The organism is Mycobacterium sp. PS03-16 (assembly GCF_004570325.1).
Lineage (GTDB): Bacteria > Actinomycetota > Actinomycetes > Mycobacteriales > Mycobacteriaceae > Mycobacterium.
In genome coordinates, this window is sequence record NZ_SPQO01000001.1 from 229,674 (window position 1) to 247,234 (window position 17,561).

Sequence of the window (17,561 nt, forward strand, 5' to 3'; positions counted from 1 at the left end):
CGGTGAATACTTGGTCGGTGACGCGCGAACCGCCCCGCAACTGGATTCGTGACAACGGCCTGCTGCTTGCCTGCCTCGGCCTGTTCGCGGTGTTCTTCGCCGGCATGATCGTGTCGGGTGCGGCCACCTACAACCAGGAACAGCACGACCACGGGTCACGCGACACCATCTCGGTCGTCGCGTACGTCACGACCGGCCATTTCCTCGAGGCGACGTTCGAGAACTGGGAGTCGGAGTTCCTGCAGATGGGGATGTACGTCGTGTTGACGGCGTTCCTCTACCAGCGGGGCTCGGCCGAGTCCAAGCCGACGGGCAAGCCGGCGCCGCAGGACGCGAATCCGCTCGATGCGCACGTCACCGCGACGACGCCGTGGCCCGTCCGCCGGGGCGGATGGATACTCAAGGTGTACGAGAACTCCTTGGCCATCGCGTTTTTCGCGTTGTTCTTCGCATCCTGGGCGCTGCACGCCATCGGCGGTGTCGCGGCGTACAACGAGGAGGGGGCGCAGCACGGCCAGGCGCCGATCTCGCTGTGGCGGTACCTCACCACCTCGCAGTTCTGGTTCGAGTCGATGCAGAACTGGCAGAGCGAGTTCATCGCGGTGGCGGCGATCGTCGGCCTGTCGATCTTCCTGCGCCAGCGCAGCTCGGCGGAGTCCAAGCCGGTCGCCGATCCGCACCGCGAGACCAGCGCGTGACACTTCAGCGTGCCGATGTGCATGAGCCACGCCAGCAAACCCAGCAGCCACCCGAACCTGCGCGGCTCATCGATCTGGCAAGTTAATCGGACGATGGCGTGTGCCGGATCGGTTGGCATTGTGTGCCAAAGAGATCGCGACGACCTTGTCTCCTCGATACGTGTGCTTACTCACGCGCCGAACCTAGCGTGATGTGTCTCACATCCTCGTCCACTGACATAGCCCCCGAGTCGAGGGACAAGAAAGGTTCCGATGCTCACGCCCGCAAAGAAGGCCACGCTCGGCAGTTTCGTCGGCACGACCATCGAATGGTACGACTTCTTCATCTACGGCACGGCCAGCGCACTGGTCTTCCGCCACGTCTTCTTCCCCGCCCAGGACCCGCTGGTCGGCACCCTGCTCTCATTCGCGACGTTCGGTGTCGCGTTCCTCGCCCGGCCGCTCGGCGGGCTGATCGTCGGCCACTTCGGGGACAAAGTCGGCCGCCGGCCCATGCTCGTCATGACGCTCGTCGTCATGGGCTGCGCCACCGGCGCGATCGGCCTCCTGCCGACCTATGACTCGATCGGCGTCGCGGCGCCACTGATCCTCGTGGCGCTCCGCTTCATCCAGGGACTCTCGGTGGGCGGCGAATACGGCGGCGCCGTCCTCATGACCGTCGAGCATGCGCCCAAACACCGGCGCGGCCTGTACGGCAGCTGGGTGCAGGCGGGCTCGCCGGCCGGACAGATCATCGCCAACGGCGTCTTCTTGATCACCACAGCCGTGATGTCGCAGGAGGCCCTCCTCGCATGGGGCTGGCGCATCCCGTTCCTGGGCAGCTTCCTGCTCGTGGTCGTCGGACTCATCATCCGCCTGAAGGTCGAGGAGAGCCCGGAGTTCAAGAAGATCGAGCGGGGAAACAAGAAGGAGACCAGTCCGCTGGTCAGCGTGCTCCGCAAGTACCGCAAGCAGGTGATCCTGATGGCCGGTGCGTACCTCGTCCACGGCGTGGTCATCTACGGCGCCGCGGTGTACAGCCTCAGCTACGGCACCAACACCCTCGACTTCAGCTACAGCCAGATGCTGCTCCTGATCCTGCTCTGCCAGATCGCCGTGCTGATCATGATCCCGACCTTCGCCCACATCGGGGACAAGGTGGGCATCAAGAAGGTGTTCCTGATCGGCAACGTCGGCATGGGCCTCATGGGCATCCCCTGGGTCATGCTGCTCGACACCGGCAGCTTCGGCCTCGCCCTGCTGGGCTACCTGCTGATCTTCATCCCGTACGCGGCGACCTACGGAACCATGGCGGCCTTCTTCGCCAGCATCTACGACACCCGGGTCGGATACTCCGGTATCTCGATGGGCTACCAGCTCGGCTCCATCTTCGGCAGCGGCCTGACCCCGCTGGCGGCGGCCGCGCTCATCGCGTCGACCGGGACCGTGGTGACGTTCGGTGTCTACATCGGCGTGGCGGCAGTGCTGTCGGTCGCGGCCACCATCTTCCTGACCGCGCACCAGGGTGAGGAGCCTGACACGGTCAAGGCGCCGACCGACGCCGAGGTACCCGTGCCGGTGGCGCAGACGGCGGTGAACCCCAGGACCTGACAGGGCGGGCGCCTCAGCCGCCGGACTGGTCGATCCAGTCCGGCGGCTGACGCGTTTCCAGACCCTGCGCGACAACGGGATTGCTCACTGACACTGCTCAACACGCCGCAGAACTGACTACTGGACCGCCCGGCAGGGTCGCGGGAACCATGGGGGTACCCGACGAAAGGATGACGATGGCTGACGCCTCCGCGACCACTGTTGACCGACACACCAGAACAGTGCAGCGACTCAACGACATCGGGCTGGCGCTGCCGGCGCTCGCGGCGCCGGTCGCCAGCTATGTCCCGGCGGTGCGCACGGCGAACCTCATCTACACCTCGGGTCAGCTTCCGCTCGTGTCGGGGACGTTGGCCCATCGGGGCAAGGTGGGCGCGGACGTGTCCCCGGAGGACGCGGTCGACGCCGCGCGTATCTGTACGTTGAACGCGCTGGCCGCGCTCGCCGCCCTGACCGATCTCGACTCCATCGTCCGCGTGGTGAAGGTCGTCGGATTCGTCGCCTCGGCACCGGGTTTCACCGGACAGCCGGCGGTGATCAACGGGGCCAGCGACCTGCTGGTGTCGGTGTTCGGTGACGCGGGGCAGCACGCGCGCTCAGCAGTGGGCGTCGCGGAACTGCCGCTGAACGCCCCCGTCGAGGTGGAGCTGATCGTCGAAGTAGCGTGACGACATGGAAAGCGCCCCGTGTCGGAACGACACGGGGCGCAGTCCGGCGAGGGTCAGGATGACCCGCGCTTCAGGCAGTGGCCGCCTCGGGCATCGCACGGGCATGCAGATGCGTCACCTGGATCCCGGCGTGGGTCTTGTTGCGGATGTTGATGCCGATCAGCACGGGCGTGAGGCCTTCCAGCAGGCGGCTCATCTCCAAGGGGCCGGCATCGACGACCCGGAGCCCCTCGATACCGTCCAGAGCCTCGGTGACAACGGTTTTCGCGGCCCGATCGCCGCAGATCAGCGTGTCCTGATCGAGCGGGCGGCCCGTATCCCGCAGCACCGCAGCGCTGATGGTGTGCAGTCCGGCGGCCAGCGCGACATGATCGGGGATGGCCGCGCGTGCCTGCTGGGCCGCCGACCCGTGCCACGGCTCGACCAGGTGGGTGGGTCGACCGCCCACCGCGGTGGCGAGCGGAACGGTGGTGTCCAGCAGCACCTGACCGGGCCGCCAGCGGTCCGCCACGCTGCGCAGCACGGGCACGTGGCTGACAAACGGCACGGCGGCGATCACCAGGCGGTCCGCCGCGGTGACGGCGTCCTCGTTCAGACCGCCGATGATCGAGCCGTTGCCGACGAGTTCGCAGGCGTTCGCGGCCGCCCGCCGCGCGCGCTCGGCGTCACGCGAACCGATGCACACGGTGTAGCCGGCGCCGCCCAACCGCAGCGCGAGCCCGAAGCCCAGGTGGCCGGTGCCGCCCAGGATGGAAACCGTCTCGCGCACAGCGCTGTCGATTGCTACGGGGGATGTCAAGCTGTGCGTCACGGCGCGCTCCTCATGCGAATCAGCCCTTACTGATTAAGTGGCCGGGTACAGCCACCGTAGGGTCCACCGACCGCACAAACCCATGGCGAACTCTGCCAAGTATCGCCCCGATTGTTGGCAATAAGCGCTAGGATGGGGAGGTCATGGAAACTCCGAATGCGGTGACGCCGAACGCGAGTGAGGTCCTGACCCTCGGCGAGCTGCTCAACGACGAGGTGCTGGCCGGCGCCGAGCTGGTGGCGGGCGGATCGGGCCTGGACCGGGCGATCAGCGCGGTGAACGTGATGACCGTGCCCGACATCGGCCGATGGGTCCGCAAGGACGAATTCCTCTTGGCCACCGGCTATCCGCTGCCCCGCGACGGTGGGGACCAGGGAAAGCTGCTGGTTGATCTGCACCGCCTCGGAGTCGCGGGGTTCGGCGTCAAACTCGACCGCTACATGCCCGAGCTCAGTCAGGGGATGATCGACGCGGCCGATCAGATCGGGCTCCCGCTGGTCGTGATCCCCGAGTCCATCCGCTTCGATGACATTCTCACCCGGGCGTTCGGCATCATCGTCAACCGCCAGGCCTCGGCGTTGGCGAAAGCCCAAGAGCTGCATCACACTTTCCTGGCCATCACGCTGTCCGGAGGTGGTCTCCTCGAACTCGCCAGCAGCCTGTCCAGCTTCCTCGGCGACGCCTGTGTCGCGATCACCGACCGCCACGGCGCCGTGCTGGCGCACGCCGGTGACCAGACCCTGCTGGCCGGTGTGGAGCTGCTGGAAGCGCAGTCCGCGGACGTGCTGCGGCTGGGGCCGACCGGCTCGCACACCCACGAGGGCACCGGCAGGCGCTGGGCCTCGCGTGAGATCCGCGCCGGCCGTCTGCATCACGGCTTCGTCGTGGCCGTCGAAGCCGATCGGCCGTTCGGCGAGTTCAGCATGGTCGCGGTCGGTCAGGCCGCCATCGTCGCGGCGCTGGAGGTGACCCGTGACCTCGCGGTGCAGGCGGTGGAGCGGCGCTTCTCCTCCAACGCCCTGTTCGAGTTGATCTCCGGCACCGACACCCAGCCGGATGACTACGCGTCACTGGGATCGGGCTTCGGGTGGAATCTGGAGCGCGACATCGTCGTGCTGGTGGGGCGGCGCGAGGGCGCCACCGATGACGCCCAGCCGACCAAACGACGGTCCCGGCTGGCCGACGACCGCGCCATCGAGTTCTGGGCCTCGGCGGTCCGCAGCAGAGACCGCATGGCCGCGGCGGCCGGCCTGGGCTCCGAACTGGTCGCCGTCATCGGCGCCGGTCAGGACACGCTCGCCGTGGCGCGCGCCGTGCAGGACGAGGTCGCGCGGTTCACGCACAGCCAGTACGCCATCGGGATCAGCCGACCGTATCCGGGACCGGCCGGCGTCTCGACCGCCTACCAGGAGGCGCGTACCGCGCTGCGGCTGGGACCTCGCGTGTCGGGGACCGGTGCGGTCACCGCGTACGGCGAGCTCGGTCTGTTCCGGCTGCTCGCCCAGGTCGGTGACGACGAACTGCTGACCTTCGCCGAAGAGACGCTCGGACCCGTGCTGAGCATGAGCGAGCCGGAGCGGTCGGAGATGTTCCAGACTCTGGAGACGTTGATCCAGCACAACATGAACATGGCCGAGGCGGCGCGCAACCTGCACTTCCACTACAACACCCTGCGCTACCGGCTGGCCAAGCTCGAACGGCTCCTCGGCCCGTTCAGCACCAGCACCCCGCTGGCGATCCAGATCGGAATCGCGTTGCAGATCACCGAGATGCAGCGGATCCTCACCCAGCGCCCCCGATAAGCCCCTCAGCTGATCAGCATCAGCAGATCGCCGCCCTCCACGTGGGAGACACCGGGAACCGCGATCCGTTCGACCGTGCCGGCGTGGGGCGCGGTGATGGCGGCTTCCATCTTCATGGCTTCGATGGTGGCGACCGTCTGGCCGGCGCGCACCTCGGCGCCCACCGCCACCCCGACGGTGACGACACCGGCGTACGGCGCGGCGATGTGGTCGGGGTTGGTGCGGTCGGCCTTCTCCAAGGGGGGGGCGACGCTGTCGATGCTGCGGTCGCGCACCAGGACCGGGCGCAGCTGGCCGTTGAGGATGCACAGCACCGTGCGCATCCCGTGTTCGTCGGGATCGGAGATCGCCTCGAGCCCGATCAGCAACTGCACGCCGCGTTCGAGTTCGACCCGGTGTTCCTCACCGTGCCGCAGACCGTAGAAGAACTGGTTGGCGCTCAGCCCCGAGGTGTCACCGAACTCCTCGCGGTGCGCCGCGAATTCCGCTGCCGGACCCGGGAACAGGAGCCGGTTGAGGGTGTCGCGCCGGGCCTGCCCCGGGTGCCGCAGCGCCTCATCGTCTTCGGGTGCCAGCGGCTCCTCGGCCCGGGCGGCTCCCCGCCCGGCGAGCGCCTTGGTGCGCAGCGGTTCGGGCCAACCGCCGGGCGGGTCACCGAGCTCGCCGCGCAGGAAACCGATGACACTGTCGGGGATGTCGTGCCGCGCCGGATCGGCGGCGAAATCGTCCGCCGACACCCCGGCGCCGACCAGTGCCAGGGCCAGATCTCCCACCACCTTGCTCGACGGGGTGACCTTCACCAGTCTGCCGAGGATGCGATCGGCGGCGGCGTAGGTGGATTCGATCTGTTCGAACCTGTCGCCCAGACCCAGGGCGGCGGCCTGCTGTCGCAGGTTCGACAGCTGGCCGCCGGGAATCTCGTGGGTGTACACCCGTCCCGTCGGAGCGGGCAGCCCGGACTCGAACGGTGCGTAGCTCTTTCGCAGCGCTTCCCAGTACGGTTCCAGCTCGCACACCGCCTCCAGGCTGAGTCCCGTGTCGAACGGCGTATGGGCCGTCGCGGCCACGATCGAGGACAACGCAGGTTGGCTGGTGGTACCGGCCAGCGGCGCGGCGGCGCCGTCCACCGCGTTCGCCCCGGCCTGCCATGCCGCCAGGTAGGTCGCCAGCTGTCCACCGGGGGTGTCGTGGGTGTGGATGTGCAGGGGCAGGTCGAACCGCGACCGCAGGGCGGTCACCAGGGTGGCGGCAGCCGGCGGCCGCAGTAGGCCGGCCATGTCCTTGATGGCGAGCACGTGGGCGCCCGCGTCGACGATCTGCTCGGCCAGCTTGAGGTAGTAGTCGAGGGTGTAGAGGTTCTCGTCGGGATCGGAGAGATCACCGGTGTAGGACATGGCGACCTCGGCGACCGCGGTACCCGTGTCCAGCACCGCGTCGATCGCCGGGCGCATGTTCTCGACGTTGTTCAGCGCATCGAAGATCCGGAAGATGTCGATGCCCGTCGCGGCGGCCTCGGCCACGAACGCCTGGGCCACGCGCGGCGGGAAGGACGTGTAGCCGACGGTGTTGCGGCCACGCAGCAGCATCTGCAGGCAGATGTTCGGCATCGCCTCCCGCAACGCGGCGAGACGCTCCCACGGATCTTCTTTGAGGAACCGCAGCGCGACGTCGTAGGTGGCGCCGCCCCAGCACTCCACCGACAGCAGCTGCGGCGTCAGTCGCGCCACATGCGGGGCGACCGCCAACAGGCCCGACGTGCGCACCCGGGTGGCCAGCAGCGACTGGTGCGCGTCTCGGAACGTCGTGTCGGTCACCGCGAGCGACGGCGATTCCCGCAGCCATCGCGCGAAGCCGGCGGGGCCCAGGTCGGTCAGGCGTTGCTTGCTTCCCGCAGGCGGCGGCGCGTCGAGGTCGATCGGGGGCAGTTTGTCGTGCGGGTACACCGTTGTGGGGCGCGGGCCGTGGGGCTGGTTGACCGTCACATCGGCGAGGTAGTTCAGGATCCGGGTGCCCCGGTCGGCATGGGTGCGCGCGGTGAGCAGTTCCGGCCGCTCGTCGATGAACGAGGTGGTGACACGTCCGGCGGCGAAGTCGGCGTCGTCGAGGACGGCCTGCAGGAACGGGATGTTCGTCGACACACCGCGGATCCGGAATTCGGCCAGCGCGCGCCGGGATCGGGACAGCGCGGCAGCGAAATCGCCGCCGCGGCACGTCAATTTGACCAGCATCGAATCGAAGTGCCCGGCGATCTCCGCACCGATGTGGGTGCCGCCGTCCAGGCGGATGCCCGCCCCTCCCGGCGACCGGTACCCGGTGATCCGGCCGGTGTCGGGCTGGAACCCGTCGGCGGGGTTCTCGGTGGTGATACGGCACTGCACGGCGGCGCCGCGGATCGTCAGCGTGTCCTGGTGCAGGCCGATGTCGGGCAGGGTCTGCCCGGATGCGAGACGGAGTTGTGCTGCGACCAGGTCGACGTCGGTGATCTCCTCGGTCACCGTGTGTTCGACCTGGATCCGCGGATTGCACTCGATGAAGACGTACTCGCCGGACCCGTCGAGGAGGAACTCCACGGTGCCCGCGCCGGTGTACCCGATGTGACGCGCGAAAGCGACCGCATCCGAACAGATCCGCTGCCGGAGGTCGTCGTCGAGGTTCGGCGCCGGCGCCATCTCGATGACCTTCTGGTGGCGGCGCTGCACGCTGCAGTCCCGTTCGAACAGGTGCACCACGTCGCCGTGGGAATCGGCGAGGATCTGCACTTCGATGTGGCGGGGGTGGACCACCGCCTCTTCCAGGTAGACGCGGGGATCACCGAAGGCGGAGTCCGCTTCACGCGAGGCCGTTTCGACCGCCTCACGCAGCCCGGTGAGGTCGGCGACCCGCCGCATACCCCGGCCGCCACCGCCGGAGACCGCTTTGACGAACAGGGGGAGTCGCATGGTTTCGCCGGCGGCGACCACCTCGTCGGCCGACGCCGACGGCGCCGACGACGCCAGCACGGGTAACCCCGCCTCGCGGGCGGCGGCGATCGCCCGCGCCTTGTTCCCGGTCAGGTCGAGCACCGAGGGGCTCGGCCCGATGAACGTGATCCCCGCCCCCGCACACGCCGACGCCAATCGCGAACTCTCCGAGAGAAATCCGTACCCCGGATACACCGCGTCGGCGCCGGCGTCGCGGGCCACGCGGATGATCTCGTCCACGGACAGATATGCCCGGACCGGATGGCCGATCTCACCGATCTGATAAGACTCGTCGGCCTTGAGCCGGTGCAGCGAATTGCGGTCCTCGAACGCGTACACCGCGACCGTGTCGATCCCCAGCTCGAACGCGGCGCGAAACGCCCGGATCGCGATTTCGCCGCGGTTGGCGACCAACAGTTTCGACAGCATTCGTGCCTCTCCGATCACTCTTGGCGGCGTCTACCGCAGCGCAGCCGACGTCTGGGCGGCCGATTCGTGGATCGGTCCCGTGATGTCCTTCAGATGGCGGCCGCTGCCGCCCCACCGCCTGGCGATGATCTCGGCGACGATGGACACCGCGGTCTCCTCGGGAGTGCGGGCGCCGAGATCCAGCCCGATGGGGCTGTGCAACCGGTCGAGCTCGTCGTCGGTGAGGCCCTCGTCGCGCAGCCGCTCCAGGCGCTGATGATGCGTCCGCCGCGATCCCATGGCGCCGACGTAGGCGATGTCGGGGATCCGCAACGCCAGCTGCAGCAGCGGCACGTCGAACTTGGGGTCGTGGGTCAGCACGGTCACCACCGTGCGGGCGTCGATCCTGCCGGCCTGGTTCTGGTCGCGCAGGTAGCGGTGCGGCCAGTCGACCACCACCTCGTCGGCGTCCGGGAATCGCGCCCGGGTGGCGAACACCGGTCGCGCATCGCACACGGTCACGTGGTAACCGAGGAACGCACCGGCCCGCGCGACCGCGGCGGCGAAGTCGATGGCGCCGAACACCAGCAGGCGCGGCTTGGGCGCGAATGCCGACACGAACACCCGCATGCCCTCACCGCGCCGCTGGCCGTCGACGCCGTAGGTCAACGTCGCGCTGGTGCCCGCGACCAGCAGGCCGAGGGCGTCGGCGCCGACCGCGTCGTCGGCGCGCGCGGAGCCGAGAGTACCCGTCACAACGGGAGATTCATCCCCATCGGGACGAACAAGCAGGCGCCGGCCGAGCCACGCGGGGTCGGGGTGCTCGATCACCGTGGCGATCGCGACCGGGCGGCCGTCCTCGATGTCGGCGGCGACCTCCGCCAGTTCCGGGAACGTGGTGCGGTCGACCTTCTCGACGTAGACGTCGAGGATGCCGCCGCAGGTGAGGCCCACGGCGAAGGCGTCGTCGTCGGAGACGCCGTAGCGCTGCAGCACCGGCCGCCCGGCGGCGACCACGGACTGCGCCAGGTCGTAGACCGCCCCCTCGACACAGCCTCCCGACACCGATCCGACGGCCCGACCGCCGGGGCCGACCAACATCGAGGCGCCCGGCGGGCGCGGCGCAGAGCGGAACGTCGCGACGACCGTCCCCACCCCGACGCTCTCACCCGCGCGCCACCAGCGGAGCAGCTCGGGCAGCACCTCACGCATCGCTGGTCATCCGGCTCTCATTCCGTGGGGTCGAAGGCGTGCGGGCAGCGTCGAGCTGCGCCGGACGCGGTCGGCGCTCGGCGCGGGGGAGGGACGTCGGTCAGTTGGGGCGCACGCGGGCGGCCAGCCGTTCCAGGAAGCCGGCCAGGCGTTCGCGGGTGACTCCCCAGATCAGCGGCAGCACTTTGATCTCGCCACCGCCGGCGGTGGCGGCCGGACGCGGGCGTGGGGTGGCGCGGGGTGGCAGTTCGGTGGATGTCACCGCCGTGACGCGCGCGTGGCCGTTGCCGGCGGGGGCCCCGGTCGCCGGCGCGGCCGCCGACTGGCCGGGCTGCTCGATCCGGTCGGTGAGCTCGTCGGCGAATGCCGTGAACATCTGGTTCGACACGTCGCGGATCCCGCGGCCCAGCGAGGCGATGCGGCCGGTGAGGTCGATGTCGGAGACGACGTCGATGCGGCTGCCCGTGTCGACGGGTTCGATCTGCAGCGCCACCTGCGCGGCGACCGAACCGGATCCGCGCTTGTCCCGGCCGCTGGCGTTGAGCACCATCCGCCGCGACGACGCGTCGCGTTCGACGATCGACGCCCGCCCGGCGTAGTTCATCTTCAGTGGGCCGATCGCCACCTTCAACACGCCTTCGTAGCGGTCGTCGCCGAGGTCGTCGACGAGTTCGGCGCCCGGCATGCATTCCACGACGGCCGCGGTGTCCTGCAGGAAGTCCCACACCTGATCGGGCGAGGACCGGACCTCGGTCTGGTGTTGGAGCTTCATGCGATCTGTCCCTTCGTGAGTTCCTGATGGCTGGGCTGGTCGAGCAGCGCCAACACCCGCTCGGCGGTGATGGGCAGCTGTTGCGGGCGGCGCCCGATGGCGTCCTCGACGGCGCTGGCGATGGTGGCCGCCGGCGGCCCGATGGGCGGTTCCCCGATTCCACGGGCGTTCAACGGTCCTCTGCCGGAGCCGCTTTCGACGATCGCCACGTCGATGTCGGGCAGATCCATCGAGGTGGGGATCAGGTAATCGGCGAACAGCGACGACAGCGGATGGCCTGCGTCGGTGACACAGTCCTCGGTCATCGCGTAGCCGATGCCCTGGGCGGCACCGCCGATGATCTGGCCGCGCACCCGCGTCGGGTTGATGGCGCGGCCGACGTCGTGGCAGGCGACGTACTTCAGCAGCCGGACGTCACCGGATTCCAGGTCGACCTCGACCTCGGCGGCGTGGGTGCCGAACGTGTAGTCCGGGTAGGTGTGCCCCTGGCCCTTCTGCGGATCGAAGCCGCCGGACCGGGCGCGCCACGTGTGCAGCACCGCGGTGTCCACCCGGGCTTCGTTCGCGGCGCGCACCAGTTCGGGCAGGCTCAGGCCGCGGGCGCCGTCCTCGGTGCGCACCATCCCGTCGACCCAGATCAACGCCTCCTCGGGGACGTTGAGCTCCTCGGCCGCAACGGGAGTCAGCTGGTCGCGCAGCGTGCGGGCCGCCCGCAGGATCGCGTTGCCGGACATGTACAGCTGCCGGGTGGCATAGGTGCCGCCGGCCGGCGGGGTCAGCGCGGTGTCGCCGATGTACACGCTGATGTCGGAGAGCGCGACCCCGAGGATCTCGGAGGCGATCTGGCAGAGGCTGGCCGCCTGCCCGGCGCCGAGATCGGTGACACCGCTGCGGATCAGCAATGTGCCGTCGGCCTGCAGCGTGACCCAGGCCGCGGCGTGGTCGCGGAACCAGATCGAGCGACCGTAGGGCTGCATCCCGCACGCGAAACCCTGACCGACCACCTTGTGGGGGTCGCTCGGCGCGCTCGGCTCACCGAGCAGTTCCAGTGCCCGGTCGCGGGTCTCGCGCACGGCGACCGCGGTGGTGATCGGTTCGCCGCCGGCGAGCAGGTCACCGGTCTCGATGTAGTTGCGGTCGCGGACCTCTTCGCGGCTGAGGCCGAGTTCGCGGGCGAGCGCGTCCATCTGGGACTCGTAACCCAGCGTCACCTGCATGGCGCCGAACCCGCGGAACGCGCTCGTGGGGACGTTGTTGGTGAACACCGCCCGCGACCGGATCCGGACGACGGGGACCTTGTAGGGGCCGGGGGACAGGGCGGCCGCGGCGAACAATACCCGGGCACTCAGGCACGGGTAGGCCCCGGCGTCGCCGAGGACGTCGACGTCGACGGCAAGGATCTCACCCTGCCTCGTGGCCGCGGTGCGGTAGTGCATCGTGAACGGGTGGCGCTTGGAGCTGGCCATGATCGACTCCTGCCGCGACCAGACCATCCGCACCGGACGGCGGGTGCGCCAGACCAGCAGCGCCAGGTACGGCTCCACCGTCATGTCTTCCTTGCCGCCGAAGCCGCCACCCATGTAGGAGGCGATGTGGCGGACCTGGCTCTGCGGCAGCCCGAGGATGGAGGCGATCTCGACGGCGTGCTCGATGACCTGCGTCGAGATACGCAGAGTGACAACGTCGTTCTCGATCCACCCCACACCGGCCTCGGTCTCCAGGTAGGCGTGCTCGACGGGCTGGCTGCGGTAGGTGTGGTCGACGACGACATCGGCGGCGTCGAATGCGGCGTCGATGTCACCGCGGTCCAGATGCCAGTTGACCAGCACGTTGCCCTCGTCGTGCACCAGGGGCGCACCGTCGGCCAGGGCGTCCTGTGGGGTGAACACGCCGGGCAGCGGTTCGTACTCGACCTCGACGAGATCGGCGGCCTCCGCCGCGGTCTCGGGATCGACGGCGGCCACCACCGCGATCGGCTCACCGACGTAGCGCACCCGGTCGGCGGCCAGCACGGGTTGTTCGACGGTCAGCTCACCCAGGCCGCCGCTGGCGTGCTCGACGACGGCGTTGTGCGGCACGTCGGCCGCGGTGAGCACCGCCTCGACACCTTCGAGGCGCTCGGCGGCCGAGGTGTCGATCCGCACGATTCTCGCCGAGGCCATATCGGACCGGACGATCTTGCCGTGCAGCATGCCCGGCAGGCTCCAGTCCGCGGCGTAGAGCAGGGTGCCGCGGACCTTGTTGATGAAGTCGTGATGGGCGGGCGACTGCCCGACGGTCCGGAAGTTGCGTTCCCGGTCCTGGGGGCCGGAGTCGGCGTCGGGATCGAAATCGGCCGGCGCCCGCGGCGGTTCGGTGGTGTCGGGCGTGGTTCCCGGTTCGACGGTCGTCACTGAGCACCTTCCTTCTCCGGCGATGGTTGTGCCGACCCGTGCAGGTAGTCCTCCACCGCGTCGACGATGGCCTGGTAGCCCGTGCAGCGGCACAGATTGCCGACCAATTCGTGCCGGATCTCCTCACGGGAGGCGTCGGGATTGCGTTCGGCGAGCGTGGCCGCGGTGAGCAGCATTCCCGGAGTGCAGAATCCGCACTGGGAGGCGCCGCGCTCGAGGAAGCACTTCTGCAACGGGTGGGCCTCCTCCTGGGGGTCCGACCAGCCGCGCAGCGTGACGATGTCGTGGCCTTCGGCCTGGACGGCGTAGACGGTGCAGGCGCTGACCGGATCGTCGTCCATCAACACGGTGCACGTGCCGCACACGCCTTCCGCACAGCCGTACCGCACGTCGGGCATGCCGAGGTCGTCGTGCAGCACATCGAGCAGGGTGCGGTCGTTGCGCACCCACACCTCGTGTTCGCGGCCGTTGACCCGAAGCAGTACCTGGGTCCGGATCATGCGGCACCTCCCTGTTCGGTGAGGACCTGCTGCAGCAGGCGGCGGGTGTGGATTGCGACGAGACGGCGCCGATACTCGGCGGTGCCGTGCAGATCGCTGTCGGGGTCCAGGGAGTCGGCGATCGCCTGGGCGCTCTCCCGGGCGCGGTCCGGGTTGCCGGGGTCGGCGAGCGCCGGGGCGAGCATCGCCGGGTCGACGAGCACCGGCCGGTCGGCGACGCCGCCGAGCACGACCCGCACCCCCTCGTCCCCGGGACGCGCCATGACGGCGACACTGACCGTGGCGAAATCCGAATAGCGCCGCGCCACTTCGTGGAACGCCCACCGCGCGGTGCCGCCGACGGGGATGCGCCCGCCGATCACGACCTCGTTGGGTTCGGTCGCGGTGGTCAGATAGGTGATGAAGAAGGAGTCGGCGGGCACAGACCGGACCCCCGCCGGGCCCTGCACGAGGACCTCGCCGCCCATGGCCATGACGGCCGCGGCGATCTCGGCCGTCGGGTCCGCGTGCGACAGCGTCCCACCGAAGGTGCCGCGGTTGCGGACCCGCACGTTGCCGATGAACGGCATGACGTGGGCCAGCAGCGGTGCGTGGGTGCGCACCACCTCAGACGTCATCAGCGTGCGGTGACGGGTGTTCGCGTCGAGGACGAGGTGACCGTCCTCCACGCGCGGGTCGGCGGCCGCGATGGGATTGATGTCGATCAGTGCGGCGGGGAAGGCCAACCGCAGGTTGAGCATCGGGATCAGGCTCTGCCCGCCCGCGAGGATCTTCGCCTCACCGTCCCAGAGCTCGAGGAGTTCGACGGCCTCGGACCATGATTCGGCCCGCTGGTACTCGAAGCAGGTGGCCGCGGTGCGGCCCGGCGGTGTCGGCAGCGTCTCCTGCACGGTCAACTCGTTACCTCCCTCTCTGGTGTCCCGCCGTCGACGAGGTACCGCAGCACCTGCAGTTCCTCGGTCTCGACCGCAGGCAGTTCGTAGGTGTCGTCAGCGACGAGCACCTCGAACCCGGTCGCGTCCTGGACCTGGTCGACGGTGACCCCGGCCTGCAGGGCCCGGATCCTCATCCGGTGCGAGTCCGGGGCGAAGTCGAGCAGCGCGAGATCGGTGACCACCCAGGCGGGCCCGCCGTAGATGAGTCCGCTGTCGCGGCGGCTGGTGCCGCCGCTGAGAAACCCTGGGCTGGTGACGAAGTCGACCTTCTCGACGAAGCGGCGCGGCTCGTGCTGGGTGACCACGACCACCTGGTTGCACATCGAGGCGATGTCGTTGGCGCCGCCGGGGCCCGGGAGGCGCACCGACGGGTGTCGCGGGTCACCGACGATGCTGGTGTTGACGTTGCCGTACTGGTCGATCTGGGCGACCCCGATGAAGCCGTAGTCGAAGAACCCGCGCTGGGCCATCAGGAAGATGTCGGTGGCGCTGGTCAGCATCTGGGCGCCGACGGCCGCGCGGACCTCGTTGGTCGACGCCGGCAGGTGGCCGGGGCGCAGTTCGATGCCGATCATCCCGCCTTCGAGGAGCACGGTCAGGTTCGGCGCCTGGCGGCGCTTGGCGATCGCCGCGGCCACCAGGGGTTGCCCGATGCCGGCGAACAGCACCTTGCCGTCCTCGAGCAGCCGGCTGGCGGCGATCGTCATGATCTCGTCGGGCCGGGCGTCGGGATGCTGTTGCCCGCGCGGCATGTCGAGCCCGACGGCGCGGGTGAGGGAGTCGGTCATCGCGGCAGCATCTCCTCTGCGGTACGTCGTAGCGCCGACAGCCGGGTCGGCTCGATCGCGGCGCAGAAGGCGTCGTGGTCGGGATAGGCGGTCAGTGTCGCCACGTACGCCCGGGCACCGTCGATGCCGCCGGACTTCACCGCCTGCATGTAGGCGGTGAACTCGTCGAGGTCGGCTTCATAGTGCCCGTAGCACTCGTGCGGGTAGGCGCCCATCGGTTGGTGCACCACCGCGTCGACCGCGAAGCCCGGGATCGCCGTCCGCGCGGGGTCGCTGCGGAACTGTTCGGTGTCGACGATCTCCTCGGCGGTGAGGATGACGCGGCGGGCGGCCAGGGCCAGATCGGCGTCCATCAGCTGGTACCCGTCGATCTGGGCGTTGCCCTGCCGATCGGCCCGCTGCACATGGATGAGCGCCACGTCGGGGTTGAGGCTGGGGACGGCGTTGAGCAGCTGCCCGGTGTAGGGGCAGGTGACCTTCGCCAGGTCGAGCTTCTGGTCGATGTCGGAACCCAGCATGCTGACCGTGGGCAGGTAGGGCACTCCCATCGCTCCGGCCTTGTAGCGCAACCCGATTCCGAGGTGGCTCCACTCCTCGAACACCGGCCGGCCCGCTTCGACCAGGCGGCGAACGACCGGGGCCAGGCCCCAGCCGTGACCGACACCGACCCAGCTGGTCATGATCCGTTCGGCGGTGTCGGTGGCCAGCATGAACTCGGCCTCGATGCACGACAGCGGGCGGGCCATCGTCAGCCCGGACCGGCCTTGCCGCAGGATCTCGATCAGCAGCGCCATCGGGGTGCGGGCGTGATTGGTGCCGCCGACCCCGATGACCGCGTCATCGGGAACCAACCGCCGCACCGCCTCGGCCGCGGTGGTCAGCTTGTCCGGCGTCGCCCGGCTCAGCGTCTCGAGTTCCGCGCGGGCATCCGTCACCCCGGGCGTCGTCAACCGTGCACTCATGCGGCCCCCACCATAGTTCCGAGCAGCGGGCGGACCTCGGCAGCGAAACGCTCGACCTGTTCGGGATCGTAGGCGTGCGGCACCAGACAGATCTCCTGCACGCCGGCGTCGAGGTGCGCGGCGATCTGCTCTGCGCAGTCGTCCGGGGTGCCGCAGATCGCGCTCTCCGGGGTCGCGCTGCTCCAGTCCGGGGTGTCGAAGTACGACGCCAGCCACGGGCCCGTCAGGGCTTGGGCCTGCTCCTTGGACGAGCCGATGCAGATCGGCACCTGGTTGAGCGAGTGCAGCTCGGCCGGGTCCCGGCCGGCCTCTTCGGCGAACCGGCAGATCTTGGTCCACGACTCGGTGAAGGCCTCAGCGGTGTAGAAGTAGGTCAGCCAGCCGTCGCCCAGCGTGGCCACCCGCTTGAGCACCCGGTCGACGTACCCGCCGATGAGGACCTGCGGGCGCGGCTGCGGAAGCGGCAGCATCTTGACGCGGCGGAAGGACAGGTCATCCCACGTGCCGGTCACCTCGGGCTGGGTCCACAGGTTCATGCAGATCTCGAGGTTGCGTTCGAAGAGCTTTCCACGGCCCTTGAATGACGTTCCCGTGGCTTCGAATTCGCGTTCATACCAGCCTGCCGCGACGCCGAGCCGCAACCGGCCGTTGGAGATCGCCTGGATGGTCGCGGCGGTCTTGGCGAGCAGCGCCGGGTCGCGGATCGGCAGGACGAGGACGCCCGTCCCCAGGGTGATGTCCTTCGTGTGGCTCGCCAGCACCGCCAGCGTGGTGAGGACCTCCAACTGCGGGAAGGGCTGGCGGCTGCCGAGGAAGAGGTGATCCCACCCCCACAGCGAGGTGAATCCGAGTTGTTCGGCGCGGCGAGCCGTCTTGAGCAGTTCGTCGATCTGGGGGGTCTTCTGTGCCGAGGTGAAGTTCTCCACGGCCAGCCCGAAGGTGGCGGGCATCGGTGACCGTCCTCTCTGTCATATCGCTGTGAGGTACGCCACGTTAGGTCACGGAGCCGGGGCCATCCATGTCACGAGTAGCCAACCAGCCGCCTGGTCTTTGTCAGTCATT

General features: G+C 69.3%; 14 protein-coding genes. 4 read left to right on the forward strand and 10 right to left on the reverse strand.

Going from position 1 to position 17,561, the window contains the following annotated elements; translation table 11 throughout:
• The first annotated feature begins 17 nt into the window (after positions 1-17).
• The 3 genes from E4P42_RS01085 to E4P42_RS01095 all read left to right on the forward strand — a co-directional run bounded on the left by E4P42_RS01085 (position 18) and on the right by E4P42_RS01095 (position 2,956).
• Complete coding sequence (locus E4P42_RS01085; protein WP_245233833.1) at positions 18-698, forward strand: DUF6766 family protein; 681 nt, start codon at positions 18-20, stop codon at positions 696-698.
• Between the two features lie 252 nt (positions 699-950).
• The gene (locus E4P42_RS01090) at positions 951-2,288 is read left to right on the forward strand and encodes an MFS transporter (RefSeq protein WP_135122501.1); all 1,338 of its coding nucleotides are present in this window, start codon (positions 951-953) and stop codon (positions 2,286-2,288) included.
• Positions 2,289-2,464: 176 nt separating this feature from the next.
• Positions 2,465-2,956: a RidA family protein gene (locus E4P42_RS01095; protein ID WP_135122502.1), complete on the forward strand. Its 492-nt coding sequence runs from the start codon at positions 2,465-2,467 to the stop codon at positions 2,954-2,956.
• Between the two features lie 70 nt (positions 2,957-3,026).
• Here the strand turns inward: E4P42_RS01095 and npdG are convergent, their stop codons facing one another.
• Positions 3,027-3,767, reverse strand: a complete 741-nt coding sequence (gene npdG, locus E4P42_RS01100; RefSeq protein WP_135122503.1) for an NADPH-dependent F420 reductase — start codon at positions 3,765-3,767, stop codon at positions 3,027-3,029.
• A 143-nt stretch (positions 3,768-3,910) separates the two neighbouring features.
• Between npdG and E4P42_RS01105 the strand changes: the two genes are divergently transcribed.
• A complete protein-coding gene (locus E4P42_RS01105) occupies positions 3,911-5,569 on the forward strand; it encodes a PucR family transcriptional regulator (RefSeq protein WP_135122504.1) in 1,659 nt (552 codons plus the stop codon).
• Between the two features lie 5 nt (positions 5,570-5,574).
• Here E4P42_RS01105 and E4P42_RS01110 read toward each other — a convergent pair whose 3' ends face one another.
• From E4P42_RS01110 to E4P42_RS01150, 9 genes are all read right to left on the reverse strand, one after another.
• Positions 5,575-8,958 (reverse strand): pyruvate carboxylase, encoded by a 3,384-nt coding sequence (locus E4P42_RS01110; protein WP_135122505.1) that lies wholly within the window; start codon positions 8,956-8,958, stop codon positions 5,575-5,577.
• A gap of 30 nt (positions 8,959-8,988) precedes the next feature.
• A complete protein-coding gene (locus E4P42_RS01115; protein WP_135122506.1) occupies positions 8,989-10,149 on the reverse strand; it encodes an XdhC family protein in 1,161 nt (386 codons plus the stop codon).
• Between the two features lie 100 nt (positions 10,150-10,249).
• Positions 10,250-10,921: an SRPBCC family protein gene (locus E4P42_RS01120; RefSeq protein ID WP_135122507.1), complete on the reverse strand. Its 672-nt coding sequence runs from the start codon at positions 10,919-10,921 to the stop codon at positions 10,250-10,252.
• Positions 10,918-13,314 (reverse strand): xanthine dehydrogenase family protein molybdopterin-binding subunit, encoded by a 2,397-nt coding sequence (locus E4P42_RS01125; RefSeq protein WP_135122508.1) that lies wholly within the window; start codon positions 13,312-13,314, stop codon positions 10,918-10,920. Before E4P42_RS01125 ends, E4P42_RS01120 begins: the two co-directional genes overlap by 4 nt.
• Positions 13,311-13,814: a (2Fe-2S)-binding protein gene (locus E4P42_RS01130; RefSeq protein ID WP_135122509.1), complete on the reverse strand. Its 504-nt coding sequence runs from the start codon at positions 13,812-13,814 to the stop codon at positions 13,311-13,313. Before E4P42_RS01130 ends, E4P42_RS01125 begins: the two co-directional genes overlap by 4 nt.
• Positions 13,811-14,704 carry a xanthine dehydrogenase family protein subunit M gene (locus E4P42_RS01135; protein ID WP_245233847.1) on the reverse strand — a complete coding sequence of 298 codons (894 nt, stop codon included), beginning with the start codon at positions 14,702-14,704 and terminating at the stop codon, positions 13,811-13,813. The genes E4P42_RS01130 and E4P42_RS01135 overlap by 4 nt, the downstream gene beginning before the upstream one ends.
• A gap of 2 nt (positions 14,705-14,706) precedes the next feature.
• A complete protein-coding gene (locus E4P42_RS01140) occupies positions 14,707-15,537 on the reverse strand; it encodes a CoA-transferase subunit beta (protein WP_209305660.1) in 831 nt (276 codons plus the stop codon).
• Positions 15,534-16,499: a CoA transferase subunit A gene (locus E4P42_RS01145; RefSeq protein WP_135122511.1), complete on the reverse strand. Its 966-nt coding sequence runs from the start codon at positions 16,497-16,499 to the stop codon at positions 15,534-15,536. Before E4P42_RS01145 ends, E4P42_RS01140 begins: the two co-directional genes overlap by 4 nt.
• A complete protein-coding gene (locus tag E4P42_RS01150; protein WP_135122512.1) occupies positions 16,496-17,449 on the reverse strand; it encodes an LLM class flavin-dependent oxidoreductase in 954 nt (317 codons plus the stop codon). Before E4P42_RS01150 ends, E4P42_RS01145 begins: the two co-directional genes overlap by 4 nt.
• Between the last annotated feature and the right edge of the window lie 112 nt (positions 17,450-17,561).